The sequence below is a fragment of the Bacillus haynesii genome (genome assembly GCF_014042035.1).
Classification (GTDB): domain Bacteria; phylum Bacillota; class Bacilli; order Bacillales; family Bacillaceae; genus Bacillus; species Bacillus haynesii.
Window position 1 is genome coordinate 2,063,425 of record NZ_CP059494.1, and the last position, 24,791, is coordinate 2,088,215.

Here is a 24,791-nt window from a genome sequence, read left to right on the forward strand (position 1 = left end):
AGAACCTCCTCATTTTAAGATTCTTTCGCTTCTTTAGGAGCCGGAAGCAATGTCAGCTCCTCCGCTTTGTTCTTCCTGTGCAGCTTGTCTTTTCTGACATCCCTCAAAAACAGGCTGAGAACGAGACCGATGACACAGAACCCGGCCGCCCACATAAATGCGTCATTAATCCCCATGACATTCGAGTTGAGCTGGGCCTGTCCGGTCAAATATTTCACGACATATTGTTGTGCTTGTTCGAGAGATATATGCATCGATTGCGCTGTTGACTGAATCGTTGACTGCAATGTGCTCATGAATGACGGATCAGCCGTATTTGTCTGATCAGCCATTGATGCATAGTGGAATGTCGTGCGATTTGTATAAATCGTCGTGATCAAGCTCGTTCCGATCGAACCGCTGATTTGGCGAAGCGTATTCGACATCGCCGTTCCGTGGCTGTTTAGATGCTGCGGAAGCTGGTTCATACCGGCAGTCATAATCGGCATCATCAGCATGGACATCCCAAACGCACGAATCGCATAGATCAACACGATGTACATATACGGTGTATCGATCGTAAGCGTCGTAAATTCGTAGGTCGTCACAACGGTGATCAATAAACCGACAATCGCCAGCGGCCTTGGGCCGACTTTATCAAATAAAATTCCTGAGATCGGCGACATCACAAGCATGACGAGTGCGCCCGGCAGCATAAGAAGCCCCGACTGAAGCGCAGTAAAACCGACCAGGTTTTGCAAATAAATCGGAATCAGAAACATTCCGGCATACAAAGCAACTGTAATGATGGCGTTGATTACGCTTGACAGTGAAAACATATCGTATTTGAACACTCTGAAGTCAAGCATCGGCTCTTTCGATTTCAACTGCTGGATGATAAAAGCGGCAATGCCGATCACACCGATCACAACTGTGGAAAGTACGATCGGATCATCCCAGCCGTCTGAGCCGGCTTCACTCACGCCATACAGCAACGCCGCAAATCCGACAACTGAAAGAATCGCGCCTGCTGTATCCAATTTGATTTTTTTAGGCTCCGTCATATTTTTAAATAGGAAGAACCCTAAAATGATGACGATGACACCAACCGGCACAAGGCCGTAAAACATGATCCGCCAGCTGTAGTTTTCAATGACCCAGCCGGATAGAGTCGGACCGACAGCAGGAGCAAACATCATCGCAAGGCCAAAGATTCCCATTCCTTTCCCGCGGCTTTCCGGAGGAAAGATAAAGAGAATCGTCGTCATGACCAAAGGCTGAAGTATGCCCCCGCCGACTGCCTGAATGAGGCGTCCGGTTAACATCGTCGAGAAATTAGGCGAAATTCCGCATATCAGCGTTCCGGCCGTAAACAGCAGCATTGCTGTTAAAAACAGGCTCCGTCCGCCGAACCGCATAATCAGGAAGGCTGATAAAGGAATCAAAACGCCGTTGACAAGCATATATCCGGTTGTCAGCCATTGAATCGTTGTGGCGCTCACATTGAATTCTGTCATGAGATGAGGCATCGCCACATTCAGCAGCGTTTGGTTTAAAATGGCCAGAAACAAGCCGGCCATTAATATGATGAGCAGTGACATATTTCCTTTTTTCTGAGAAGCCACTTATGACATCCTCCTTTCGCTCGTTTTTATTTCCCCCGGTTATTTTGAAATTTTCACGGATGCGTTCATTCCCGGCAGCACTTTGTCAGACGGGTTTTTGATTGAAATTTTCACAGGTACTTTCTGCGTCACTTTCGTGTAGTTTCCGCTTGAGTTGCTTTGAGAAAGCAAGTCAAATGTTGAGTTTGTCGCATAGCCGATTTCTTCGACATTTCCTTCAAATGTAGTGCCTGAATCACCGTCAACGACGATATCGACTTTGTCCCCTTTTTCGATATCTTTCAGGTCGTTTTCTTCAATGTTAGCTGTAATGTACAGATGATCCATGTCGATTGTTTTCGCAAGCGTTTGACCGGCTTGTACGATCTGGCCTTCTTTCGCTTCGTTTTTGACAATCGTTCCGTCCATGATCGACTTCACGTCAACCGTTTGTTCTCCTTTGATTTTCGCTGCTTTTTCGTCCTTTGAAACTTTTGATCCTTCTTTCAAATCCCAATCTGCGAGCTTCCCTGATGCAGGCGCCGTAATGTCGGCCATCTCACCTGCCACGTGCGCTTCGTCGGTTTTCACATAGCTGATGCTGTCATAATAGAAATACGCACCTCCTGCTAAGATGGCAAGCACGATGATGAGTCCGATAATGTTCGTCGCAATTAAACGTCCTTTGCTCATGTTTTATTTCTCCTTTCATATCCTTATATTTTGGATGAAGCCGGTTTGATCGGCTCCCTCGGTTTTGCTTTTCCTATTTCCTGCCCAGCAACTTGCGGGACGTGTACTGAATAAGTTGTTCAAAACTGAGCAAGAAAGATCGGAAGCGGTAAATTTGTTTTTACCTCTGCACAACAAAATAAATAGTTAACAAGATTAAATATTAGTTAAAGTAATAAAGAATGTCAATAACCTTGCACTTAAAATTTTGATTTAAATATTTTCCAAACAAAAAACCTCCGACAGCGGAGGTTTCATTCACGTTTTTTCATGTATATTGGTGCCGTTCTTCATTGCTGAAGAAGCTCTTCAGAGCCTGAAAAACATCAGCTTTTTGTTTCAGCACATAATACTTGAATTTTTCATTTTTAATATTTTTATAGGCAGACATTAAAGTTGAATGTCTGTTGTACTGGTTGACTTCACCATAGCAAAATATATTCGCTTTCTCCATAATCTCTCCGACAAGCTTGACGCACCGCGCATTGTCGGATGTCAGATTATCGCCGTCCGAAAAATGAAACGGATAAATGTTATAGCGTGTCGGATGATATTTGTCTTCGATCAGTTCGAGGGATTTGCGGTATACAGATGAACAAATTGTTCCCCCGCTTTCCCCTTTCGAAAAGAAATCTTCTTCTGATACCACTTTGGCTTCTGTATGATGGGCGATAAACTCGATATCGACCGTTTCATACTTTGTCCGTAAAAAACGTGTCATCCAAAAGAAAAAACTTCGCGCCATATATTTTTCCCAAACGCCCATCGATCCGCTCGTATCCATCATTGCGAGCACAACGGCTTTTGATTCAGGCTTTACAGAGTCATTCCACGTTTTAAATTTTAAATCTTCGGGATAGATCGGATAAAATGAAGGTTTTCCCGTCATTGCGTTTCGTTTAAATGCGCTGAGCATCGTTCTTTTCTTATCGATATTGCCGGTCAAACCCGTTTTGCGGATATCGTTGAACTCAATATCTTCCACAACGATATCATCGCGTTCTTTCTGCTCTAAATTCGGCAGCTCCATTTCGCTGAAGAGCGCCTCTTCCAAATCGATTAACGAAACTTCCGCTTCATAATAATCTTCACCGGCCTGATCGCCCGCTCCCTGGCCTTTGCCAGCGCCCCGTTTATCAGAACCGTCCCTTGCGACGATATCTCCTACCTGGCTGTCGCCGTCTCCCTGGCCGGCATGTTTATTTTTATCATAGTTATAGCGGATTTTATACTCATCTAACGACCGAATCGGAATTTTGACAACATCTTTGCCGTTGGACATAATGATGCTTTCTTCTGTAATCAGGTCAGGCAGATTGTTTTTGATCGCGTCCTGCACCTTTTTCTGGTGACGCTGTTGGTCATCATACCCTTTTCGGTGGAGGGACCAGTCTTCCTGAGAAATAATAAATTGGCCATTGTCTTTATGGGACATGAATTCCCCTCCTTATTGATAATCCCTTAAATGGCTTTCGTTTTACAGATCAAAACCATGCAAATGCAAGTCTAAAAATGGTTATTGTTATCTTATGCAGATATAAATAACTTTTGACAAACAATTTTGAAAATGGGACAAAAGGACCCGCCCTTCTCCGGACGGGTCTTCAAATTACCGGTTTAATAAGCTTCCTACATATTTTAAGAGCTCGTTTGCGCTTGTCGAGTTGTAGCCGTGCTCATCAATGAGACGTGCGACGACCTCGTTGATTTTCTTGAGCTGCTGTTCGTCCGGCGTTTTTGTCGACGTCGTGATTTTGACAACATCTTTCAAGTCTGCAAACAGCTTTTTCTGAATGGCTTCCCTGAGCCGCTCATGCGAATTATAATCAAACCGCTTCCCTTTTCTTGCATAGGCAGAAATGCGAATGAGAATTTCTTCACGGAATGCCTTTTTCGCATTTTCAGAAATGCCGATTTGTTCTTCTATTGACCTCATCAGCTTTTCATCTGGATTCATTTCTTCTCCAGTCAGCGGATCGCGGAGCTTAATTTTATTACAGTACGCTTCGACATTATCAAGATAATTGTCCATCAGCGTTTTCGCCGATTCCTCATAAGAGTACACAAACGCTTTTTGGACTTCTTTCTTCGCCATTTCGTCGTACTCTTTTCTGGCAGCTGAAATAAAGTTCAAATAGCGCTCGCGGTCTTCTGTCGAAATCGATGGATGCTGGCCGAGTCCTTCTTTTAAAGAACGGAGGACATCAAGCGCATTGATCGACTCCATATTTTTGCGGATGATCGTCGACGAGATCCGGTTGATGACATAACGCGGATCGATTCCGCTCATTCCTTCATCAGTGTATTCTTTTTTCAAATCCTCGACATCGACTGAATTGTAGCCTTCAACACTCTCTCCGTCATACAGCCTCATTTTTTTGACGAGATCAATGTCTGACCGCTTCGGCTCTTTCAGCCTTGTCAAAATTGAAAACATCGCGGCCACTTTTAGCGTGTGCGGCGCAATATGAACATCAGACACATCGCTTTCAGCGATCATTTTCTCATAAATTCTTTCCTCTTCCGATACTTTTAAATTATATGGTATCGGCATGACAATAATCCGCGAATGGAGCGCTTCGTTTTTCTTATTGGATATAAATGAACGGTATTCGGTTTCATTCGTGTGGGCTACGATCAATTCATCCGCTGAGATGAGCGCGAACCGGCCCGCTTTGAAATTCCCTTCCTGTGTAAGCGATAAAAGGTGCCAGAGGAATTTTTCATCGCATTTCAGCATTTCCTGAAATTCCATCATTCCTCTGTTCGCTTTGTTTAATTCTCCGTCGAACCGGTATGCGCGCGGATCGGATTCCGATCCGTATTCGGCAATCGTCGAAAAATCAATGCTTCCCGTCAGATCAGCGATATCCTGCGATTTAGGGTCTGACGGACTGAACGTGCCGATCCCCGTCCGTTTATCCTCTGAAAAAAAGATTCTTTCAACCTTCACGTCTTCTATTCTTCCGCCGTATTCCTGTTCAAGCCTCATCATGTTCAACGGGGACAGGTTGCCTTGAATGCGGATGCCGTATTCATTGTAAAAATCGTCCCGCAGATGCTGAGGGATTAAATGAAGCGGATCTTCGTGCATTGGACAGCCCTTAATCGCGTAGACAGCCCCTTCATCTGTAAGTGAGTATGCTTCAAGCCCCCTTTTCAGCATGGTGACCAAAGTCGACTTTCCCCCGCTGACAGGGCCCATCAAAAGCAGGATTCTTTTTCTGACATCAAGGCGCTTCGCGGCCGGATGGAAGTATTCTTCAACTAGGCGTTCCAAAGGCTCTTCAAGACCAAACAACTCTTTGTCAAAGAAGCTGTATACTTTTTTGCCGTCTTTCTCTTCAATGCCGCTGTCTTTAATCATATTGTAAACGCGGGAATGAGCAGATTGCGCGACAGTCGGATTTTCTTTTACGATTTCCAAATATTCAGCGAAGGTTCCTTCCCATTGCAGACGCTGCTCTCCCTCTCTATACTGTTCAATCTTTTTCAATATATCCATAAGAACCTCCTATATGATGATAAATGCAAGGTGCCAAGTGAATCACTGTTACATTCACTCTATGCGGAGATGTCCCTTTAGATGCTTTTCTAAGAAAAATGAAATGTACTTTCCTCGAATTGACAAGGATGGAGCAAACCATTCATAATAAAAGCAGAAAAGTTCCGTCCGCATGTGCTCCTGCGGTACGGCTGATCGCATCGGTGCAGCTGACAACAAGGGATCAAGGATGAGAGGGGGATTTCAATGAGAACGTTGATCATGATGGGGGTCATCCTCGCGTTTCTCGTATCCATTTTTACTGCCGGATATGAAAGCAAACCCGGGAAATAAAATGAAAAAGAAAAAGGGACGGCTCACCTTTGAAGCCATCCCTTTTTTCGTAACATAACACTGTTTTATTCTTGTCGATCTTCATTTACTTCAGACTTTGGAGATACCCGATAGCTGCTTTTGTATTCAACTTTCTCAATCTTGCATCCGGGTCCTATATGCACGCGGTTTCCCCTGACCATCTGGGCCTCCGTGTTTTCCAAGTAAATATCGTCTCCTTCAATTGTCCCTGCCGAGAGAAAGCCTCCGTTTCTATTAAACAAGAGCCCGCGTTTTTTGACGATCTTAATATCCGTACCGCCGATATCGCCAATCGAACTGTTTCCGTACTTTAAGCCGATGTCAATCATGCCGGCGTTCAGCAGACCCTTTACATCGAGGCTGCCTGTCAGTGTAAAATCCTCTGCCTCGCAATCGCCTCTTACGTTCAGCGCGCCTTTGACATCGCACGTTTCAGCTGCCATATTACCCCCGACATTGATGATGCCTTTTACGGCTGCATCGCTGATGTCGGCGTCCTCAGAAACATCCGCCGTGCCGTATACTCTGGCTTTGTCAGCTTTCAGCCTCCCCAGGATCTCTGTTTCCCCGTGTACACTAAAGCTTTTGATTTTCGCATCGCCTGAAAGTTCGCTTGTACCGTGTGTACTGAATTTTTCACACTCAATATTTCCCGTTATCGTTCCTTCACCTCTGATAAGAACATGATGGAATGATCCACCTCCGGCATTTCCGGATCCGTGTATTTTCAAGTCGTGTTTCTTCATGTCCTATCCCTCCGCTATATTTTCCTTTTCTCTCCGACTTTTGCCGTTTCCGCCACCCGGATATCTTCCTTATACTCAATCAGGCCGATGTCGCAATGTTCGCCGATGATAACCGAATTGCCGCGGACAACTTTTGCAGTTGTATTGGCGAGTTCGATTTGATCCCCTTCAATCAGCTCGGCAGACAGCCTTGGAGGAGAAATAAGCGGCGTTAAAAACGAGAACAGCTTCGATTGATGTGCTGTGCAGACGATCCGCCGGCAGCCGATTTCTTTCACTTTACTTTCGCCGCCGTGAACCTTAATTTCGATTTGCTCCGCGTTTAAAAGCCCGTCGATTGTAAAATAGCCTTCCGCAGAAAAATGTTCCACTTCACAGTCTTTGCCGATCGACGTTTTTCCGCGAACGATCGCCTCGTCGCCTTTCACATGTCCGCTAATCCCGGCATAGCCTAAGATTTTAAGCTTTTCTGCTTCGACATCGCCATCCACCTTTGCAGAACCGTCGATTCTGACCTTGGAAGCTGCGATTGCGCCGTTTAGTTTTGCATGGCCGCTGATTCTCAGCTCATCCGCTTTTACGTCTCCGTTTACAGTCCCGGTGCCGCTGCAGCTGAACTTTTCACAATCAATATCACCGTTAATCGTTCCTTTGCCGTTTAATTCAACCGTTTGATACGTGCCTCCGCCTGAACTGCCAAATCCGTTTATCAATAAATTCTCCATCTTTGATCCTCCATTTACATAAATTTTGTCTTCAATTCTTCGCTGCTCGCCGCCAGATTGATGTCAGCGGCTACCTTGACTCCCTTTTCCAACACAATGCTGCCCTCGGTGATCAGACATGTTGCAACGCCGAGCTTCCGAAGCACAATCAGTCTCCCCTTGTTTTCCGCCTCATTCGACATGATGACATCCAGCACCATTTTTCCTTCATCCAGGCTGATGTCGCCGGATTGGAGCAGGCCTTCCAGCACGTAAGCCGCAAGCGCTTCTGTCAGATCAAATGGATCATCGCGTTTTCCGGTGCATTCTTCAAAAAACGTCATGACCGCTTGTGAAACGATGCATTTTTCAAGCAGCTCCTCGCGGCTCGCGTTTAGTTCGGTCAGACCCGGTGAGAACATTTCCGCCATCTCATCAAGGGACAGGTTTTCTTTCATGCTTTGGATGGTTTCAATTCTTTTTAAAATGTCTTCCCTCGGAAAAAACGTTTCTTGTCCGGTGAACGTCGACTTCCGGATAAACCACTCTTCAGGTATTAAATTTTTCCGTTTCCATCTGTATAGCTGCCCGTACGAGATCGAAGTCAAATCCAGCAGCTCTTTTTTTGAAATTAAATCATCCTGAACCATCTGTTTCAGCTCCTTTACACACATTGTAACATAACACTGTTACATTAGAAAGTGAAAAAAAAAGCCCCTTATTAAAAGGGGCTCTTTACCTGGTGAAGCTTAAGTCAAATCTCTGTAATTCTGCTGGCGAAGCGCCTCATACACGAGGATTGCTGCAGTGTTTGATAAGTTCAGTGATCTGACATGCTCTGTCATCGGCAGGCGCAGACAGCGATCCATGTTTTGTTCGATCAGCTCTTTCGGCAAGCCGTTCGTCTCTCTGCCGAAGACAAAGAAGTAATCTTCGTTTTGATCTGAATAATCAAAGGAAGTGTGCGGTTTTTGACCAAATTTTGTAATGAAGAAAAAACGGCCGTCAGGATGAGCACTAAACAATTCATCCAATGAGTCATGGTAGACGACATTGACAAATTCCCAATAATCAAGACCTGCCCGCTTGAGCATTTTATCGTCGGTTGAAAAGCCGAGCGGTCTGATTAAATGAAGCGTTGTATCTGTTGCTGCACAAGTCCGTGCGATATTTCCTGTGTTTGCAGGAATTTCTGGTTGATATAGTACGACATGCAATGCCAAAGTATTCACCTCTGTTTTTCTGATCCGCTGTTTATTATACCACTCATTACGATTTTGTCGTATCATCTGATATATGAAAAAACGCATATCGAATCGATGAAGTATAAGCTGGCGAATCCTCGTAAGACCAGTACCTCATCCGGCAATCGTGCGTTTGCGCGTTCACCAGCGGCATATTGCTTTTATCCTTCGCCGTCACAAGGGCCACGTGGTCAAATCTGCCGTCTCCGTTAAAATCATAGCAGATGACATCGCCTTCGATCAGCTCTCTGGCAGCCGGCTTTTGAACCGCTCGGAGACCGGCTTTTGATTGCTTCAAAAAGGTTCTGAGCGAATGAGCGACAGTCCAGCTGTAGCTCCAGGAATGGTTTTGCATCCACCAGCCCTTGCCTCTGTTCGGATAGCCGCGCATCGGCGCATCTCCGGCCCTTATGCACTGGGAAATAAAGTTTGTGCAATTGTCTTCAAAGTTTTTGTAAGCAGGATTTCGTTTATTCCAATACGTTTCCGCATAGCGCACCGCGGCCAGCCGGTCATAGCGGAACGCCCTTCCCAGCAATTCGCGCATCTCATCATCGCCGCTTTCAGGCTTAGGATAAGACTGTGCGGCCGGACGCGGGGTCTCGGAGTCTTTGATGACCATCTGATCATACAAAAGGGCGTTTCTGTCTTCCATATGTTCTTCCATATACATATCATCCCCGTCTTTGCACAAGTATGCGGTATGGGTTTGATAGTTCACATGTGACGCGCCGTCTTCATCAAGCCAAAGCTCTTTTACAGCTGCTTTTATATTGGCCTTCACGATCTGCACGCCGCGTTTTTGAAAAAGCCTCCGCTTCCGTTCAATGACTTCAAAACCTCCGGCATCCCGCCAGTTTGTTTCATCATTGCCGTTGATTAAGTAATGAAGTCTGGCTTTCAGGAGCTGTTCGATGATCTGTTTCAAGGGCTACACCACCATATGTTTGTTAATTCATTTCTCATCATTAAACATATGTCAGGACAGCCCTCAATTAGTCGCACTCGTTTCTCTTAAAAGACCGATGCCTTTTTGGATTTCAGCTTTCGCTTCTTCATCCTGCTCATGCGCGAGCGCGCGCTCCAATTCACCCATCACTTCAACTCCGCCGATTTTTCCGACCGCCCATGCGGCGGTCCCCCTGATGACCGGCCGCGGATCTTTGTGCATCAGCTCAATCAGTTCAGGGAGAGCGTCCGTTTCTTTAAAATGGGCAAGTGCGATAATCGCATTTCTCTGAATCGGCTTTTTGCCTCTCCATGAGCCGGCCACGCGGCCGAATTTTTCTTTAAATTCGCGATTCGACATCGTCAGAAGCGGTTTTAAAAGCGGCTTGGCAATCTCAGGGTCCGGCTCCATTTCAGGATGCAGGTGAAAATCGACCCCTTTATTTTTCGGGCATACCATCTGACACGTATCACAGCCGTAGATCCTGTTCCCGATTTTCGTACGGAACTCGTCGGGCAGAAAACCTTTTGTCTGCGTCTGAAAAGCGATGCAGCGCTGGGAGTTAAGCTGCCCGGGGTTGACGAGCGCGCCGGTCGGGCATGCCTCGATGCACTTGTTGCATGAGCCGCATTGGTCTTCGATTCTCTCATCAGGCTCGAATGGAATATTCGTAATCATTTCCGCCAAGTAAACGTAAGACCCGAATTCAGGGGTAATGATCATGCAGTTCTTTCCGCTCCAGCCGATGCCCGCGCGTTCTGCGACAGCTCTGTCTGAAAGCTCACCGGTGTCAACCATCGATTTCGTTCTGACATCGCTGCGCTGTGCTTTCAAAAATTCCTCAAGCTGATCAAGCTTTTCACGCAGGACATGATGATAATCCTTTCCCCAGGAAGCTCTGCAAAAGATGCCCCTTCGTTCGCCTTTCTTGCTTCTCGGCGCGTCTTTCATTTTTGAAGGGTATGCAAGGGCGATGGCGATAATCGACTTCGCCTTCGGCAAAAGCAGATCCGGGTTCGTCCGTTTTTCAAGATCGGGTTCTTCAAAGCCTGATTCATAGCCAAGGGCCCGGTTCTCAATCAATCGTTCTTTTAATGTTTCAAATGTATCTGCACTGGCGAACCGGATTTTATCAATGCCGATTTGTTGTGCGAATTCGATAACATCCTGTTTCAGTTTTTTCACATCCATCGTGCAGAGCCTCCTTTCTTTGTTTTCGTTTTCGCTCTCTGTATAATAGAGTGTACCATGACACGGGAGTTGAGTTTAAATTGGAACTTCGTTTGCAAATTGCGCCTGCTATTTTAAATCGCATTCCTTCATTTAAGGTTGGCGCTGTATTATATCAAGATATTGAGATCACCGGCTCCCCGCAAATGCTCAAAGGCCGGCTCCGCCTTTTTCAGGAATCGCTGTTTTTTGACTATGCTGATCACAGTCTCGAAGATGAATCGGCCGTAAAAGAATGGCATGATGCCTTCAGGGAGCTGAACCCGTCTTTTTCTGGCCGGGAAAGCGGACTCGAACGGATGTTGGAAGACATCAAAGAGCAGCGCTTTGTCGAGCCGAAAAATTCAGCGGTTGATCTGAGCCGTTTTTTCTCTCTCAAATATTTGATTCCGGTTCATATATATGATGCCCGGAATTTGAAGGGTCCGATCAAAATCGAACCCGGAGGCCCGGGCGAGATCATCACGTTCTCCGATGATTCGGGAGCATTCGGCACGATCACCGAAAACCTCAGCCTTCATCATGCAGGAACGGAAACAAAAGATGCCTTGCAGCTCGTCTTTTTCAGGCCGTCATTATCTAAAGAAGAAGCCCGCCGGCTGCTCGAGTCTTTGACAAAAATGTTTGAACAAATTCACGGCGGCGAACACATCTCAGCCGTCTTTCCGTAAAAACCTGTTCTTGAAGAGAGCGGGTTTTTATGATGATTTCATACATGAAAAAACGCAATGCTTCGTTTAATCTGAGAAACGAAACACTGCGTTATAAACAGTATGTATGGAGCGGGTGATGGGAATCGAACCCACGACATCAGCTTGGAAGGCTGAGGTTTTACCACTAAACTACACCCGCATATGATCACTAAAAACAACATCATCGTTTTGACTTTTATTATGTTACACGTTTATTAAAATTTCGTCAAGGGTATATTAAAAATTTGTCGAAAAAAAACGCCGATATGAACATCGGCAGCTTTTTTCCTGATATTGACAGATTACCAGCTGGATTTCTTCACACCTGGAACCTGGCCTTTATATGCTAACTCTCTGAACGCGATCCGCGACATTTTAAACTTTCTCATATATCCTCTCGGCCTTCCGGTCACTTCGCAGCGGTTATGCAGCCTTGATGGTGCCGAGTCGCGGGGAAGCTTGCTCAAAGCTCTGTAATCGCCTTTTTCTTTTAGTTCTTTTCGGAGTTCTGCATATTGTTCAACAAGCTTTTGGCGCTTTTTTTCTTTAGCAATTTTTGATTTCTTGGCCACTCTGAGTATCCTCCTTCTTTACAAAGCGTAATGATTACGATTTAAATTTATCATAACCTGACTGCCGATGCAAATAAAAAAAGCCTGCCTCAGGGAAGCAAGCTCTTTTAAGATTCACCCTTTTTTTTCTGATAAATTGATGAAATCGCAGCCGTTATAATAAAAATGCCGATAAACAGCCCGATCATAATGAAGAAAAAGTTTGGCTTCACCTGGAATGAAAAAGCCGATTCGCTCTCCATGACAAACGACAAACTGTTAAACAAGATATCGTTGCTCGTTTGATTTGAAAAAAGGTGATAAAACAAAAGCGCAGCCGCAAGCATCGGAAATGCGAGAAAGCTTGAGAAACTGGCAAAGATTAGTCCCTGCTTGAAAGAGTTTGTATTCATGATGATTTACCTCCAATTCCTCTGATCATCAGCTGTTTCATAATCGACTTTCCGTCACCCATAAACGGAAGCAGATACATCATATGCAAAGCATAGGTCGAAAAGAACAGAAGCACCCCGACGGAAACCGCGTTTTCCTGAAGAAAAAAGATCGTAAACAGCACGCCGGCTATACCGAGCACACCTGGTATAAGCGGCCCCAACGCCGTAATCCAAATCGACTTTTTATCATACGGCGATATGACAGGCCTGATAAATTTGACGGACATCATATCAGCCGCTAAAAACCCTTGAGGCCCATTTTTTCCGACAAATTTCCGGTGCGCGATGCCGTGCACCACTTCATGAAGGGCTGTGCCGGTGATCAACCCGAAATAGATGACGGAAAAATAAGCGGCGATGCTGATGATTGAACCGTCCGGAACGAAAATGTAAGCCGTAAGCGACAGCATCAAAAAGACGAGCCAGAAAACAATAATTTTCTTAGAAATCACATGAAGAAATTTCATGTACAAAAACAGAAATGAATCAGAATCGCTTGAAAACCTTTCCTTGTAGCGAATATGGTACTGGCCGAAAAACTGATAGAGAAAACCGAGGAAAGACGGGCGTTCGCCGTACTTCCAATTGATTAAATAGTTGCGGTTGAGCCCTGTCAGCAATTGGTGCAAATCCTTTAGCAACACCTCTTCACTGACGCGAAAGACGCCAGCCAGATCCCCGGCTATCTCCAGTTCGTCTTTTTTTCCGTCGACTTCTTTCAGCATTTGATACGCTGTCGGATTGATGGGAAAATCCGCATCGAGATCGCGATCTGAAATATGCTTCCGATCCAGCTTCACATGCTCTGGAAAATAGGGAATTTTTTTGATTCCGACCAGTGCTTTCAACATCCTAATGATCATAATGGTACCTCCATTTAAACCCTCCGTATAACAGCAGGATCAGCAGTAATTCGAGACACGGTATGAAAAACAGCAGCGCTTCGCCCGTGACTTTATCGACCGCATAATTCACGATGAAAAACAGCGGGATCATAAAGATGAGGAGCATTCCGAAAGAAAAGATCCCCATATAAGGGTTGTTGCGGTCAAGCGGAAAAATAATGCCCGCTAAATAGAACATTGCAATCGAGTTTAAGAGCACGGCAACCGTCTTTAAAAAGACCGGAAAGCTCTCCGGGAAAGTCCACGTCAGCACGGAAAACAAAAGGAGCTGAATGAGGCCGAGCACACAGAGCCCGAGATACTTTGACCACAAAACCGTTGTTATTTTCAAGTGCATCGCCTTGTACATCTGCATCATCCGCAGATCATTCCCATATGAATTGAAGGCGATGATGCCCGTCAAGCCTCCAAGCAACAAATAGCTCTCCCCGGTAAATCCGAACTGAAATTTGTATTTTAGAAAGCATAGAGCCAAAAGCAAAAAAATGAAGTTTAAAATATTTTCTTCATTTCTGGCCTGTGATTTTATTTCTTTCACCGCTAAAGACAGCGGTTTTGCTGACGGGATTTTAATAAATGAAAACAGTTTGGATGATTTTTTTTCAGTGAGGATCGGCACAACATTCAGCGACATAAACGAAGCAGTTACTGCGGCTGCCAAGATCAGCACCACCAGTATGATTCCGGCACCTGCCGACTGACCGTTCAGCACGAGAAACAGCGGCGCTGCAAAATACGTCAGGTTATAATCAAAGGTTGAATAAGCGTTCTGAATCTTCCCCAGATCAAAAGAGGTGAATCCGTAAATAACAGCTAATACGACAAGAACAAACATTGAAAAAAATTTTTGCAGCGGGAAACCGAATTTCAAGATCACCATATACACCAAGTTATAAACAAGGTTGAGAAGCGAAAAGAAAAAAATAATCTGTACAAAAAGCAGGGCAAAAAACGTAAAAGCAAACCAAAAGCCTACACCGCTGGCGACAAAATTCGGAATCAGCAGAATAGACATGATAAACAGGACAAGGAATGAAACCGCACCGGCAAACGGAATAAAATATCCGAGACTCCTCTCGAAAGCCGTCAGCGGGAACCAGCTTAGCTGCATGGAGAAGCTGTTCTGTTCCGGCGTCCTTACTTTAAATAAAATGAAGAAAACAAACGTAAAAATCGAGACGTTCATGAACATTGAAATCACGAACAACCCGAGTGAGCGAATTTCTCCATTCAGAAAAGCGCTTAAAAACATTCCCGTAAAGCTGTAGCCAATGATGCTTCCCATCGCTACCGCCAAAATTAAAAAAAGGGCGGCGATCATTTTTTTGGTGCCGGTATTTAAGAGCTTGCCCATTTCCTTCTGCCACATTTTCAGCATCATTTTAGAAATTTCGAATGATTTGATCAAAATGCGCACCCCTATCACTCAGCATCGAAGCTTTCAAGAACACTTCTTCAAGCGAATTACTGTTGTATTTAACCTTTAATTCTTTGACTTTTCCTTCATCCATTTTGACGCCTTTGGAAATAATCGCAATTTTATCGCACAATTCTTCCGCAGAAAGCATGTCATGAGTCGCTAGCAGTATCGACCCTTGTGAGGCCGCATAGCGCTTCATCAGCTTTTTCGTATTGATAACCGCTTCTATATCGAGCCCGCGAAACGGCTCATCCATAATGACAAATTCGCTCTCCAGCATAAAAGCAGCGATCAGCTGCGTCTTTTTTTTCATTCCGTGTGAGTACGTTTCAATCGGCTCCTGCAAAGCCTCTTTCATATCGAAAAGCTCAATTAATTGTCTCCGCTTTTCATTTGATGTACAATTATACATAGAAGAAACAAAATCCAAATATTCGGCAGCTGAAAGGGCATCCGGCAAAAGCAGTTCATCGGGAACATACGCCAGCTTTTGCTTGAATTCCGCCGTCGTGTTCGGCAGGTCATCCAAAAGAATGGTTCCTTCGGTAGGCGTGATGATTCCTAAAATGGAATTAATAATCGACGTCTTTCCTGAACCGTTCGGACCCGCTATCGCGACAATCTGGTTTTTTTCAATCTTTATTTGAAACCCGCTAACGGCAGTCACATTGTTTTTATATGTTTTAGATAGGTTATCTATAATAAACATAATGCCTCCAGGGTATGATTAATGTCAGGAAAAGCTTAACCGCCCCCCACAGACGGTTAAGCCTCATCAAATATGTCTCTTATTGTGAACAGATACTTTAAGTATGGCTATTTCCTACATTCAATGTTGACTTTCAAACCGCTGACCCATTGGACGGATCCTGTGAAGCTGCCGTTTCCGTTAACTACACACCATACAGCGGCGCCAAGAACAACAGTTGCGCCAAGTGCCAAAAGCACTGCAACAAACACCAAGAACCAAGCCTGATCTTCGATCGACGGATTGACAGAATAGTCAACCTGAGGTGCTGCGTATGTCATTTTTCCCCCTCCTTTCTATCAAGTAACCAAAGAGTAACATATCCAAAATCATACTGAAATCTATGAAATTTCCTATTTCATAAACACTACGTTCCAACTATTTATTTAAGGATCTCTCGGTTTTTCAACCTAATGGCCTACGCTTTTCGGCTTGGAAGAGAAGATGAAAGCCCCGTTTCCATTTTACGATGTCTTTATAATCTTTTTGTCTTATTTCTCCTCCTTCTTTTTCTCTTATTTTTTCTTTTTATAAATCTCTCGTCTTTCAAGGATGCTAAGAAAAAAGAACTGGATAATAAGACCCTTCTTCTCCTGAAATCCAAACCCCAAAATACCCTCAAAGTCCCCTTTTTAAAAAATTGAGATGATTCTATTTTATCTATTCCATTTCTGTTAATTTTATGTATAAATTTAAATGTTACAGTTAATAACCTGCCGATCCTAGATCAAAAGATGTTGATTACATTGTAAAATCAAGTTAACATTATGTCAAACCCATTTAACAATATGTCAAATATACTATATAAACGAAGAATTGCAGGTGGTAGGATGAACAACAGGGTTAGAGAATTGAGAGCAAGGTACGGGTATTCACAGGAAGCCCTTGCAAATGCGATCGGGGTTACAAGGCAGACAGTTGCGGCCATTGAAAAAGGCAATTACATCCCCTCGCTTCTTTTGGCTTTGAAAATTTGCGAGGAATTTCAATTAAAAATGGAAGACGTATTTTGGTTAGAAGGAGGCAAACACGAATGAATATGATAACACGAACTTTCTTTCACATCCTTCTGTTCGGACTCGCATGCTGGACGTTTATAACCTTTTTTCACACATCGGAGCAAATCGCCAAAAGCCTGAAAACAAACGCTTCAGAGCTCCATTTTGTTTTTAATCTGATTCCCATCCTTCTCTTTGGGCTCGTCCTTTCGATTTACACATACTTGGAGAAAAAAAGCGGTTCACGCAAGCAGCGCTTTATGCTCGTCCCTGACGAATTTAAAGAACAGGATGAAAGAGAACAGATGATTACCGCAAAAGCATGCAGAACATCTTATATCGTGCTGTATGTGGCGATGCCAGTCGCAGCGCTTCTATTGATCTTTTATCCGTTTTTCCAAGTCAGGATCCCGTATTTTCCGATCATCGTCATTTTTGTGCTGATCATTATTCAGCATCTTTCGTATATGTTTTCATTTTATAAAAACAGATAAAAAACTCCAGAGTGTCTGGAGTTTTTTATTTAAATCGTTCTTTCCTTTTGCCTCGACGGAAAATGATCATTTCCGATGACTTCGCCTGACACTTTTCTTTGAAGTTTTGTACGAAACGGAAGGAGCGGAAAGACCTTTTCGGCAAAATGGTACGCTTCTTCAAGATGAGGATAACCTGAGAAGATAAAGGATTCGATGCCGAGGTCGGCGTATTCTTTTATCCGGCCGGCCACCGTTTCCGGATCACCGACGAGCGCTGTTCCCGCTCCGCCTCTGACTAGTCCGATGCCAGCCCAAAGATTCGGGCTGATCTCAAGATTGCTTCTGTTTCCCTGATGAAGCTGAACCATCCTCCTTTGCCCTGATGAATCCGTCCGTTTCATCGCGTTTTGGGCTGCGGCAATCGTTTCATCATCCAAGTGGCTAATCAGTCTATCTGCCGCCAGCCACGCCTCTTTTTCCGTTTCCCTGACGATCACGTGCAGCCTGATTCCAAAACGGACGGTTCTCCCTTCTTTTTCAGCCTGCCTTTTGACAGATTGGATTTTTTCTTTGACGAGATGGGGCGGCTCTCCCCATGTCAAATAGACATCTGCGTGTTTGGCGGCAGTCTCCTGCCCGGCCTTTGACGAGCCGCCAAAATAAATTGGCGGATGAGGCTGTTGGGCGGGCGGGAAAAGCAAGCGGCCGTTTTCGGTCTTCAAGTGTTTCCCTGAATAGCTGACAGTCTCGCCTTTTAAAAGTGACCGCCATATGTCGAGAAACTCATTTGTCGCTTCATACCGTTCATCATGGCTGACAAACAGTCCGTCTCCAGCTAATTCATAAGGATCCCCGCCGGCGACCACATTGATGAGGAGCCTGCCCTCTGCAAGCCGGTCGAATGTGGAAGCCATCCGCGCCGCAACCGACGGCTGCATCAAGCCGGGTCTTACAGCGACTAAAAACTTCAGATTTTTCGTGACTGACGCCAGAGCGGCGGCGGTAATCCACGGGTCTTCGCACGATCTTCCCGTCGGCAGAAGAACCCCTGTATACCCAAGCCTGTCAGCCGCTTGCGCTACCTGCTGAAAATAGGTGTGATCTGCAGCTCTCCCTCCCGTGTTTGTACCGAGATAACGTCCGTCGCCATGAGTAGGAATAAACCATAAAATGTCCAAAAAGATCTCCCCTTTACTTTTTGTTTCCTTGATAGCTGTTTCTCCAGCCAAGGCACTTTTTTTCCAGAATTCTGACGAATGAATCCGTCAGCTTGCCGACGGCTGCAAAAATCAAAATTCCGACAAACACCTTATCGGTTTGCGAAAACTGTCTGGCATCCATAATCATATAGCCGACTCCAGCGCTTGATCCCATCAGCTCAGCAACAACAAGGCCCAGCCACGATACGCCGAGCGACAGGCGGATTCCTAAGAGGATGTTCGGGAGCGATGCAGGAAGAATGAGCTTTGTCACCTGCTTCAGCCAATGGAACTCCAATACTCTCGCCACATCGAACAGTTTCGAATCGACGCCCCTGATCCCTGAAAATGTGTTGATATATACCGGGAAGAAGGCGCCAAGAGCGATCAAGAGCACCTTTGACAGCTCATCAAAACCGAACCATAAGATAAACAGCGGCGTGACGGCGAGATGCGGAACGGTTCTCAGCATTTGCAGAGAAGGATCGAGATAATCCTCGGCGATTTTTGAAAACCCGATCACAAGCCCCAGCAGGAGTCCGAGTCCAGCCCCCAGGAAAAAGCCGAGCGCGGCGCGCTGAATGCTGATGCCTAAATGAGTGAAAAGCTCTCCTGATACGATAAGATCCCGAAATGTAAGCAATATATCTAAAGGAGCCGGAAGCACGGTTTTTGATATGAGCTCAAATGATCCGACAAGCTGCCATAATAAAATCAATATGACGGGTAATACAACTCCCTTCCCCCATGCCAATCGAAAAGCGGCCGGTCTCAGTTTTGCGCCTGTTTTCGGCTGGATCGAGGGGGTGCTTGATGAAACAGCCCTCATTTGTCATCTCCCCCTTTCAGCGCTTTTTTTATAAATGAATTGTCGACCACTTCTTTTACATCAATCTCTTTATTAATCGCTTTTAATTTGTATTGAAAATCGGCGGTCTCCTGCTGTGTTCGAATGATGCGGTCTGTGATCGGCTCATTTAACGGTTCGGTGTTATTCAGCACGTTTTCAACGACCTCTTTGTCGAGGTTTTTAATTTGGGCATACGCTTCAACCGCTTCTTTCTTATGGGTTTTCTGCCATTTCACGGCCTTGTCATACACCTTTAGAAAACGGATCACCTCATCCGGATACTGTTCAGCGAATTTGCTTCGTACAAGCGTAAAGCCCGGGGAATACTTGTCGATTTGTTCCCCGTCAACCAATATTGCCGCGTCACCTTTGATCGTTTTAAGGGACAAAAACGGCTCCCAAATCGACCATGCATCAATCGCGCCGCTGTCAAATGCCGGCATGGCTTCGTCAGGCTGAAGCTGAATGATGTTGACGTCTGTTGGCTTCAGACCCGCTTTGTCGATCACTTTATACAGAAAATCGAACCCGCTGCTGCCCTTAGCCACCGCCACCTTCTTTCCTTTCAAATCTTTTATGTCATCGATGCCGCTCCCTTTTTTCACAAGAATACCGTTCGCCTTTAAACCGTCTTGCGAAAGGCCGATTTCTTTAAAATCAATGCCAGCCGCCTGCCCTGCGATCACCGGTGAATTTCCCACCTGGGAAAAATCGAGTTTGTCTGCGGCAAGACCTTCAAACTGCGGCGGACCGCTTTGAAACTCTGTCCATTTCACTTTAATCCCTTCTTTTGCGAACTCTTTTTCAAACCAGCCTTTTTCTTTCGCAAGGAGCAACGGGCTTAAGCTTTGCTGCACTCCGATGTTGATCTCTTTTAAATCTCCGCCCCCTTTGCTTGATTGGGCTGCTGAACAGCCCGCAAGAAGCATCAGGCAGCACAGCACATACAACGGCCATTTTTTCACGTTTTTTCGCTCCTTTCTGCTCAAATCCCTGAGCCTTCCTGAAAGCTGAATGTTTCCGTTGTCTCGAATTCTTTCAGTACTTTTTGTCTGATTGATTGAAAAACGGGCGATGTTCTGCTGCGCGGAAATGGCAGATCGACCGGAATCAGCTTGTGGATTCTCCCCGGTTTTGCCGTAAGAATCGCGATCCGGTTGGCTAAATACACCGATTCGTCAATATCGTGCGTCACGAGGATCATCGTCATCTTCTTTTCTTTCCAAATGTCTGTCAGTACATCCTGCAGATGCTTTCTCGTAAAGGCGTCCAAGGCGCCGAAGGGTTCATCAAGCAGCAAAATCTCAGGCTCCCTGAGCAAAGCCCTGGCAATCGCGACCCGCTGCGACATTCCGCCGGACAGCTCGCGCGGGTACTGTTTCTCCGCACCTTTCAGCCGTACCGTTTCAATCAATTCATCGACTTTTTTTCGCACCGCTGGTTCTTTCAGGCTTAAATCTGCGGCGATATTTTGCTCAACCGTCATCCATGGAAAAAGCCGATGCTCCTGAAAGATGAAGCCTTGCTGAATCCCCGGGCCCTTGATTTCTCTTCCGTTCATGCTGATTCGCCCTTCATAATCCCCATCAAGACCGGCAGCGATTTTTAAGAGCGTACTTTTCCCGCACCCGCTTGGACCGATGACAGTCAGAAATTCGCCGTTTTCGACCGTAAGCTTCACGTCTTGAAGCACGCTTTTTTTAAGGCTGCCGTTTCCAAATGCTTTTTCATTTACACGGATTGATAAAGACATCTTGTTCCCCTTTCTTTTCTAAACTGAAAATAAAAAGCTCTTATCCCAATTGAGATAAGAGCCTTCGGTTGACCGATCAGCGCTGATGGAATTTTCCGAAATATTAAATAACATACTAATTCATATTATTCCGACCTGTCAACCCTATATTATAAAAAAACAGATGAAAGGTTCCCCTTTCATCTCAGATTGTTGACAAAAGCCCAAAACGGCACTTAGTTTTGGGCTTTTGTCATCCTTTCAGCGTGATTGAAAACCCTTGCAGTCTAGGAAGGCCGAGCATCGGAGCGGACTTTCACAGGAGGTGATGACGGCGGCGTTCAGGCAGGACGCCTGGACGGTTAGCCGCCGATCTTTCTCCTATTCGTGAGCACCGACGCGCAGGCCTGACAACGAATGCGAGGGTTTCTCGACACGCTGAGATGAAAGGTTCCCCTTTCATCTGCTGTATTGCCCGTCTTTAACTGTAAATGTTGCCGCCTGCTTTTTTAAATTCCTTCGCCTTCTCTTCCAATCCTTTTTGGATAGCCTTTTCTTCATCAAGGTTGTTTTCCTTGGCGTAGTCGCGAATATCCTGGGAAATCCTCATGCTGCAAAATTTAGGCCCGCACATTGAACAAAAGTGTGCCGTTTTGGCGCCTTCCGCCGGAAGGGTTTCATCATGGTATTCGAGCGCTCTTTCCGGATCGAGCGACAAGTTGAACTGATCCCGCCAGCGGAATTCAAAGCGCGCCTTTGAAAGCGCGTCATCGCGGATTTGCGCGCCGGGGTGCCCTTTTGCAAGGTCAGCCGCATGGGCCGCGATTTTGTATGTTATGACGCCTTCGCGGACATCATCTTTGTTCGGCAGTCCCAAATGCTCCTTCGGCGTCACATAGCAAAGCATGGCCGTTCCGTACCAGCCGATCATCGCCGCTCCGATCGCCGATGTAATATGGTCGTAGCCCGGTGCAATATCGGTCGTCAGCGGACCGAGCGTGTAAAACGGTGCCTCTTTGCAAATCTCCATCTGCTTGTCGACATTCTCTTTGATTTTATGCATCGGCACGTGTCCCGGGCCTTCGATCATTACTTGAACATCATGCTTCCAGGCGATTTCCGTCAGCTCGCCGAGCGTCTCCAATTCGGCAAATTGGGCCTCATCATTCGCATCGGCAATCGAGCCGGGACGAAGACCGTCTCCGAGCGAAAATGCGATATCGTATGTTTTCATAATCTCGCATATCTCTTCAAAATGGGTGTACAGAAAGCTTTCCTCATGATGAGCCAAACACCATTGCGCCATGATCGCCCCGCCGCGGGATACGATTCCGGTGACGCGCTTTGCTGTTAACGGCACATACCGGAGAAGGACGCCGGCGTGAATCGTGAAATAATCGACGCCTTGCTCAGCCTGTTCGATCAATGTATCGCGGTAAATGTCCCAAGTAAGATCTTCCGCGACGCCGTTTACTTTTTCAAGCGCCTGATAAATCGGCACGGTTCCTACAGGAACTGGACAATTGCGGATAATCCACTCCCTCGTTGTATGAATATCTTTACCTGTGGACAAGTCCATCATCGTATCGGCACCCCAGCGGATCGCCCATGTCATTTTTTCCACTTCTTCTTCAATCGAAGAGGTGACAGCGGAATTGCCGATGTTGGCATTAATTTTGACGTGGAAGTTGCGGCCGATAATCATCGGTTCGCTTTCCGGATGGTTGATGTTTGACGGAATAATCGCCCGTCCGCTTGCCACTTCATCACGAACAAATTCGGGAGATACGTGCTCTCTGATCGCAATAAATTCCATTTCGGGCGTAATGATCCCCTTTCTTGCGTAATGCAGCTGAGTGACATTTTGTCCTTTTCTCCCGCGCAGCGGTTTTCGTTTCAACCCTGGATAGCTGTGGCTCGCTTTCTCTTTGCATTTATAGCCGTTATCCTCCGGTCTTATTTCTCTGCCTTCATATTCTTCGGTATCGCCGCGCTCCCTGATCCAGGTCGCCCGCAAAGGTTTCAGCCCCTTAAGAATATCAACGTCCGCATTGGCGTCCGTATAGGGACCGCTCGTGTCGTAGACGCGGACAGGCTGGTTTTCTTCATCGCCAAACGAACCCGTCGTCGGACTTAACGAAATTTCTCTCATCGGCACTTGAATGTCAGGACGCGACCCTTCGACATACACTTTGCGGCTCCCTGAAAAACTTGACATTATCGAGATGTTTTTTTGCTGTACTGATTCCTGTTTCATGTAAAAATCCTTCCCCTCTAAAAAATTGATCAGGACGAAACTCCAGAACAGCACCAGCACAAAAAACCAGGCTCATATGATGAACCTGGTTTTACAGTCAGTAAAATCGCTAGAAGACAGACGGACCATACCCATTCCCCATCTTCTCTCGAATCCTTTTTACTTCCCCACGCTGGTACGAACCAGATCAGGTCCAAAGGGTTAAGAAACGCATGTCTCTCTCTCAGCCCGCATTCGGGCACCCCTAGTAATGCTATTAAATTTCGTGATTATCGTATCACAACCCATTATGAATGAAAAGGGAAAGTTAAAACGATTCCGAAAAGAAAGATAAATGAGTCGTTAGGACTACGAAAAAACTGACAAAGGAGCCGGCTGTCAGCCAGGCTCCTCTCAATCATCAAGTTATAAATTGCGATGCAATATATGAAGGATTTCCTTGAGCTCACCAGCTGCAATCTGCCCCGGTGCTGAAGCTTTCTTTGCGGCACCGAACGTCATTGCTGAACCGAATACCTCGCCCGCCAGGCGGCTGATGATACCTTTGCCGGCCATTGACATCGTAATAATCGGCCGATCTGCATACTTCTCATTCATCGTACAAGTGGCTTCAAGCAGACGCAAGACATCAGCCGGGGTTTCCGGCATCACCGCGATTTTAGGCAGATCAGCCCCTAATTCCTGTGCTTTTCGCAAACGGGAAACAATTTCTTCTGCAGCCGGTGTCTTTTCAAAATCATGATTAGATATAATAACGGACACTTCATGACCATGTGCAGCTTCCACCAGCGCTTTCACTTGCTCTTCGTCATTGAACAGCTCGATATCAATCACATCAGCAAGCCCTGTTTTAACAACCGCTTCATTTAAAGAAAAATAGCGGGCTGTGCTGATCTCTTTTTCTCCGCCTTCGGCGGCGCTGCGGAAAGTGAAAATGATCGGAGTGTCCTCTAAAAGGCGGCGGATTTCCGCCAATGCCGCGCAGACTTGATCAACGTCATCTACATCTTCATAAAAATCAGCACGCCACTCCGCAATATCGGCATCAAGCGTTTGAAAATAAGCCGCTTCTTCTTTTAATTGGGCAAGGTTTTTTCCGACAAGCGGCACACAGATTTTTGGCCGTCCTTCACCCAATGTAATTCCTCTGACCTTCACCAGTTTCTTCAATGTTTCAGCTCCCGTCTTTCTTTATTCGAATTTCCTTTATCAAATCACTGTGACTACCGAATGTCAACAGTTCGCGCAGGTAAAATTTTTTATGCGAACCACTGCATATTCTCCGCTCTTCATTTTATTGCACAAGTATGCTGACCTTCAATAGCTATACCTAGAGGCCCGCCAATCGGAAGCTTTCTGATAGAGGCAACTCGAAAGAATGACGATACTGCCATGGACCAAGAAAAAACTGCCCTTCGGATCGAGGGCAGTTTTTAGAGCCTTGCTATTTTAATGCGTGAG

The 24,791-nt window shown here is 45.7% G+C and carries 25 protein-coding genes, 1 tRNA gene and 1 riboswitch; of the genes, 3 read left to right on the plus strand and 23 right to left on the minus strand.

The annotated features are described in order from the left end of the window. Window positions 1–14: 14 nt before the first annotated feature. From H2R00_RS10260 to queG, 10 genes are all read right to left on the minus strand, one after another. The gene (locus H2R00_RS10260) at window positions 15–1,580 is read right to left on the minus strand and encodes a DHA2 family efflux MFS transporter permease subunit (RefSeq protein ID WP_411802194.1); all 1,566 of its coding nucleotides are present in this window, start codon (window positions 1,578–1,580) and stop codon (window positions 15–17) included. 63 nt (window positions 1,581–1,643) lie between these two features. Next, entirely contained in the window at window positions 1,644–2,276 is a 633-nt protein-coding gene (locus tag H2R00_RS10265; RefSeq protein WP_043927260.1) for an HlyD family secretion protein, read from the minus strand. A 307-nt stretch (window positions 2,277–2,583) separates the two neighbouring features. After that, window positions 2,584–3,750 carry a sporulation protein YhbH gene (yhbH, locus tag H2R00_RS10270; RefSeq protein ID WP_154995336.1) on the minus strand — a complete coding sequence of 389 codons (1,167 nt, stop codon included), beginning with the start codon at window positions 3,748–3,750 and terminating at the stop codon, window positions 2,584–2,586. Window positions 3,751–3,924: 174 nt separating this feature from the next. Then, window positions 3,925–5,820 carry a serine/threonine protein kinase PrkA gene (gene prkA, locus H2R00_RS10275; RefSeq protein WP_154995338.1) on the minus strand — a complete coding sequence of 632 codons (1,896 nt, stop codon included), beginning with the start codon at window positions 5,818–5,820 and terminating at the stop codon, window positions 3,925–3,927. Window positions 5,821–6,218: 398 nt separating this feature from the next. Further along, window positions 6,219–6,920, minus strand: a complete 702-nt coding sequence (locus H2R00_RS10280) for a hypothetical protein (RefSeq protein ID WP_154995340.1) — start codon at window positions 6,918–6,920, stop codon at window positions 6,219–6,221. 14 nt (window positions 6,921–6,934) lie between these two features. Continuing rightward, the gene (locus H2R00_RS10285; RefSeq protein WP_182070980.1) at window positions 6,935–7,645 is read right to left on the minus strand and encodes a polymer-forming cytoskeletal protein; all 711 of its coding nucleotides are present in this window, start codon (window positions 7,643–7,645) and stop codon (window positions 6,935–6,937) included. Window positions 7,646–7,659: 14 nt separating this feature from the next. After that, a complete protein-coding gene (locus tag H2R00_RS10290) occupies window positions 7,660–8,274 on the minus strand; it encodes a YhbD family protein (protein WP_182070981.1) in 615 nt (204 codons plus the stop codon). Between the two features lie 99 nt (window positions 8,275–8,373). Next, a complete protein-coding gene (trmL, locus tag H2R00_RS10295) occupies window positions 8,374–8,856 on the minus strand; it encodes a tRNA (uridine(34)/cytosine(34)/5-carboxymethylaminomethyluridine(34)-2'-O)-methyltransferase TrmL (RefSeq protein WP_154995347.1) in 483 nt (160 codons plus the stop codon). 37 nt (window positions 8,857–8,893) lie between these two features. Beyond that, window positions 8,894–9,796: an amidase domain-containing protein gene (locus H2R00_RS10300; protein WP_154995349.1), complete on the minus strand. Its 903-nt coding sequence runs from the start codon at window positions 9,794–9,796 to the stop codon at window positions 8,894–8,896. Between the two features lie 63 nt (window positions 9,797–9,859). Beyond that, window positions 9,860–11,008: a tRNA epoxyqueuosine(34) reductase QueG gene (queG, locus tag H2R00_RS10305; RefSeq protein ID WP_154995351.1), complete on the minus strand. Its 1,149-nt coding sequence runs from the start codon at window positions 11,006–11,008 to the stop codon at window positions 9,860–9,862. An 80-nt stretch (window positions 11,009–11,088) separates the two neighbouring features. Here queG and H2R00_RS10310 point away from each other — a divergent pair, with 80 nt between their 5' ends. Then, on the plus strand, window positions 11,089–11,718 hold the full coding sequence (locus tag H2R00_RS10310) for a hypothetical protein (protein WP_154995353.1): 630 nt from the start codon (window positions 11,089–11,091) through the stop codon (window positions 11,716–11,718). Between the two features lie 107 nt (window positions 11,719–11,825). On the opposite strand, the gene H2R00_RS10315 is transcribed toward H2R00_RS10310, so the two are convergent. The 7 genes from H2R00_RS10315 to H2R00_RS10345 form a co-directional block, all read right to left on the minus strand. Further along, window positions 11,826–11,899 (minus strand) — tRNA-Gly (locus tag H2R00_RS10315). Between the two features lie 142 nt (window positions 11,900–12,041). After that, window positions 12,042–12,311 carry a 30S ribosomal protein S14 gene (rpsN, locus tag H2R00_RS10320; RefSeq protein ID WP_023856470.1) on the minus strand — a complete coding sequence of 90 codons (270 nt, stop codon included), beginning with the start codon at window positions 12,309–12,311 and terminating at the stop codon, window positions 12,042–12,044. 107 nt (window positions 12,312–12,418) lie between these two features. Next, complete coding sequence (locus tag H2R00_RS10325) at window positions 12,419–12,703, minus strand: hypothetical protein (RefSeq protein WP_154995355.1); 285 nt, start codon at window positions 12,701–12,703, stop codon at window positions 12,419–12,421. After that, window positions 12,700–13,608 carry a PqqD family protein gene (locus H2R00_RS10330; RefSeq protein ID WP_154995357.1) on the minus strand — a complete coding sequence of 303 codons (909 nt, stop codon included), beginning with the start codon at window positions 13,606–13,608 and terminating at the stop codon, window positions 12,700–12,702. Before H2R00_RS10330 ends, H2R00_RS10325 begins: the two co-directional genes overlap by 4 nt. Further along, entirely contained in the window at window positions 13,598–15,067 is a 1,470-nt protein-coding gene (locus H2R00_RS10335; protein ID WP_154995359.1) for a hypothetical protein, read from the minus strand. The genes H2R00_RS10330 and H2R00_RS10335 overlap by 11 nt, the downstream gene beginning before the upstream one ends. Next, on the minus strand, window positions 15,033–15,779 hold the full coding sequence (locus tag H2R00_RS10340) for an ABC transporter ATP-binding protein (RefSeq protein WP_154995361.1): 747 nt from the start codon (window positions 15,777–15,779) through the stop codon (window positions 15,033–15,035). The genes H2R00_RS10335 and H2R00_RS10340 overlap by 35 nt, the downstream gene beginning before the upstream one ends. Window positions 15,780–15,886: 107 nt before the next feature. Then, on the minus strand, window positions 15,887–16,099 hold the full coding sequence (locus H2R00_RS10345; protein WP_020450662.1) for a hypothetical protein: 213 nt from the start codon (window positions 16,097–16,099) through the stop codon (window positions 15,887–15,889). Window positions 16,100–16,648: 549 nt separating this feature from the next. Between H2R00_RS10345 and H2R00_RS10350 the strand changes: the two genes are divergently transcribed. Next, a complete protein-coding gene (locus H2R00_RS10350) occupies window positions 16,649–16,855 on the plus strand; it encodes a helix-turn-helix transcriptional regulator (RefSeq protein WP_020450660.1) in 207 nt (68 codons plus the stop codon). Continuing rightward, the gene (locus tag H2R00_RS10355) at window positions 16,852–17,310 is read left to right on the plus strand and encodes a hypothetical protein (RefSeq protein WP_065643538.1); all 459 of its coding nucleotides are present in this window, start codon (window positions 16,852–16,854) and stop codon (window positions 17,308–17,310) included. Before H2R00_RS10350 ends, H2R00_RS10355 begins: the two co-directional genes overlap by 4 nt. Window positions 17,311–17,339: 29 nt before the next feature. Here the strand turns inward: H2R00_RS10355 and ssuD are convergent, their stop codons facing one another. The 6 genes from ssuD to aroD form a co-directional block, all read right to left on the minus strand. Next, window positions 17,340–18,470: an FMNH2-dependent alkanesulfonate monooxygenase gene (gene ssuD / locus H2R00_RS10360; protein ID WP_182070982.1), complete on the minus strand. Its 1,131-nt coding sequence runs from the start codon at window positions 18,468–18,470 to the stop codon at window positions 17,340–17,342. A gap of 13 nt (window positions 18,471–18,483) precedes the next feature. Then, the gene (locus H2R00_RS10365) at window positions 18,484–19,320 is read right to left on the minus strand and encodes an ABC transporter permease (RefSeq protein WP_182070983.1); all 837 of its coding nucleotides are present in this window, start codon (window positions 19,318–19,320) and stop codon (window positions 18,484–18,486) included. Then, window positions 19,317–20,270: an aliphatic sulfonate ABC transporter substrate-binding protein gene (locus tag H2R00_RS10370; protein WP_182071056.1), complete on the minus strand. Its 954-nt coding sequence runs from the start codon at window positions 20,268–20,270 to the stop codon at window positions 19,317–19,319. Before H2R00_RS10370 ends, H2R00_RS10365 begins: the two co-directional genes overlap by 4 nt. A gap of 56 nt (window positions 20,271–20,326) precedes the next feature. Beyond that, window positions 20,327–21,094 (minus strand): ABC transporter ATP-binding protein, encoded by a 768-nt coding sequence (locus H2R00_RS10375; protein ID WP_176276201.1) that lies wholly within the window; start codon window positions 21,092–21,094, stop codon window positions 20,327–20,329. A 460-nt stretch (window positions 21,095–21,554) separates the two neighbouring features. Next, window positions 21,555–23,330, minus strand: a complete 1,776-nt coding sequence (thiC, locus tag H2R00_RS10380; protein WP_182070984.1) for a phosphomethylpyrimidine synthase ThiC — start codon at window positions 23,328–23,330, stop codon at window positions 21,555–21,557. 147 nt (window positions 23,331–23,477) lie between these two features. Next, window positions 23,478–23,586, minus strand: a riboswitch (TPP riboswitch). A gap of 149 nt (window positions 23,587–23,735) precedes the next feature. Beyond that, window positions 23,736–24,500: a type I 3-dehydroquinate dehydratase gene (gene aroD, locus H2R00_RS10385; RefSeq protein ID WP_182070985.1), complete on the minus strand. Its 765-nt coding sequence runs from the start codon at window positions 24,498–24,500 to the stop codon at window positions 23,736–23,738. Window positions 24,501–24,791: the final 291 nt, after the last annotated feature.